Source organism: Micromonospora chalcea (assembly GCF_002926165.1).
Classification (GTDB): Bacteria; Actinomycetota; Actinomycetes; order Mycobacteriales; family Micromonosporaceae; genus Micromonospora; species Micromonospora chalcea.
On the sequence record NZ_MAGP01000070.1, the window covers coordinates 1 to 2,259 of the forward strand.

General features: G+C 76.2%; 1 protein-coding gene and 1 pseudogene. Both read right to left on the reverse strand.

Going from position 1 to position 2,259, the window contains the following annotated elements; translation table 11 throughout:
• Positions 1 to 120 precede the first annotated feature (120 nt).
• Positions 121 to 1,344, reverse strand: a complete 1,224-nt coding sequence (locus BAW75_RS07590) for a glycosyltransferase (protein WP_104113063.1) — start codon at positions 1,342 to 1,344, stop codon at positions 121 to 123.
• Positions 1,345 to 1,347: 3 nt separating this feature from the next.
• Positions 1,348 to 2,232: pseudogene (locus BAW75_RS07595) on the reverse strand (mannosyltransferase YkcB-related protein); the annotation flags it as partial.
• Between the last annotated feature and the right edge of the window lie 27 nt (positions 2,233 to 2,259).

A 2,259-nucleotide genomic window follows, 5' to 3' on the forward strand; every position in this document is an offset into this window, starting at 1 on the left:
CCCCACTCCCGGTACACACCCCCAACCCTGCCACCCGCCCCGTCGATCATGAAGTTGACGGTGCCGGCGCCCGGCGTGTCGCGCCGCCAACCTCATGATCGACGGGGTGTTCGGGGTGGGTCACGGGCGGTGGTGCATGGCCAGGCGGAGCAGGAGGAAGCGCAGGGCCGTCGCGGCCAGGTTGGCCGCCACCAGCACCACCAGCTCCAGGCTGCGGCTCGGGCGTGTGGCGGCGTGCAGCAGGGCCAGTGAGCCGCTGGTCAGGGCCAGGCCCAGCGAGAACGCCAGCAGGCCCTGGAGGTGGTGGCGGCCGGCGTGCCGGCGCCCGCTGACCCCGAACGTGAGCCGCCGGTTGGCCGCCGTGTTCGCCACCGCCGTGAGCAGCAACGCCAGCAGGTTCGCCGGCTGCGCCCCGAGCGGTCCGCGGGCCAGCAGGAACAACAGCAGGTACGCGAGCGTGCTCGCCACGCCCACCGCGGCGAACCGGACGAGCTGGCGCGGCAGGCCGGCCGGCACGCGCGCCGGCGCGGCCGGCAACGGACCCCGGCCGAGCTGGGCGCGCAGTTGTGCCAGCGGCAGCGCCCCGGTGGCCAGCGCCCGGCCCAGCCGGCCGATGCCCCGCAGGTCGGCCAGCGCGGTGGCGACGATGTCGACGCGGCTGTCCGGGTCGTCCACCCAGTCCACCGGCACCTCGTGGATGCGCAGCCCGGCCCGCTGCGCCAGGACCAGCAGCTCGGTGTCGAAGAACCAGCCGGTGTCACGTACCAGCGGCAGCAGCCCGGCCGCCACGTCGGCGCGGATCGCCTTGAACCCGCACTGGGCGTCGGAGAACCGCGCCGCGAGCGTGCCGCGCAGCAGCAGGTTGTAGCCGCGCGAGATGACCTCCCGCTTGGCGCCCCGGACCACCCGGCTGGTCCGCGCCAGCCGGGTGCCGATGGCCAGATCCGAGTGCCCGGAGATGAGCGGCGCCACGAGCGGCAGCAACGCCGCCAGGTCGGTGGAGAGGTCCACGTCCATGTACGCGAGCACCGGCGCGGGCGAGGCCGACCACGCGGCGCGCAGCGCCCGCCCACGGCCCTTCTCGTCCAGGCGCAGCACCCCCACCTCGGGCAGCTCGTCGGCGAGCGCCCGCGCGACCTCCGGGGTGCCGTCCACGCTGGCGTTGTCGGCCACCGTGATCCGGAACGGGTACGGAAAGTGCGCGGTCAGGTGCGCGTGCAACCGCCGGACACAGGGGCCGAGGTCGGTCTCCTCGTTGTAGACCGGGACCACCACGTCCAGCACCGCGCTGCCGGCGGCGGGCCGGGCCCGCACGGCGGCCCGGGGCGCGTACGTGTCAGTCATCGCTCAGCCCTGCTTTCCGCTGCTCAGGTCGTACACGGTCACGCCGTCGACGGTGGTCGCGGTGAAGTTCTCGGCGACCCAGGCGGCGATCTCGGCCGAGGCGTTGCTGCCGCCGTTGGCCCGGAACCCGCCGCCGCCGAGGAAGTAGTGGATCCGCCCGTCGGCGACGTACCGCTGGAACTGGGCGAGCGTCGGCGACGGGTCGCTGCCGTTGAAGCCGCCGATCGGCATGACCGGCCGCCCGGTGGCCAGCTGGTAGCCGGAGGCGTTGTTCGAGCCGACCGTGGCGGCGACCCAGGTGTAGTCGTCGGCGTCGGCGGTGAGCAGCGCGGTCATCTCGGCGCTCGGCTCGCGGGCGTCGAGCAGCCCGCCCATGCCGCCGCCGCGCTGCCCCCGGCCGTCCGGTCCCGTGCCACCCTCCGGACCGGCGCCGCCGTCCTGACCGTCGCCGCCGTCCTGACCGGTGCCGCCGTCCTGACCGGTGCCGCCGGGCGCGCCCGGAGCCGAACCACCGCCGGGGAAGCCGGGGAATCCGCCGGCGCTCGCCCCGCCGCCCGGGCCGGTGCCGTCCGGACCCGTGCCGCTGGAGCCGGTGCCGTTCGGGAAGCCCGGGAAGCCCGGGAACTGCCCGTTCCCGCCGCCTGGGCGACCGGGGAACTGCCCGTTCCCGCCGCCTGGGCGACCGGGGAACTGCCCGTCCCCGCCGCCCGGCATCCGCCCGCCCGGTCCACCCGGGCCGCCGAAGCCCCCCGCTCCGGCCGGTCCGGCGCTCGGAATGGCGCCGCTGTGCGGGGTGGCAGCGGTCTGCATCGCGTACGCGGCCGGCCCGGCCAGCGCCACCGCAACCCCGGCGACGGACACCACCGGCACCAGCCACCGCACGACCCGCCCTCTCCCTGTCTCCTATCCCCACCT

Bases quoted from the DNA above. Each gene is read 5' to 3' on its own strand.
- BAW75_RS07590 (WP_104113063.1), bottom strand. From the start codon at position 1,344: ATGACTGACACGTACGCGCCCCGGGCCGCCGTGCGGGCCCGGCCCGCC.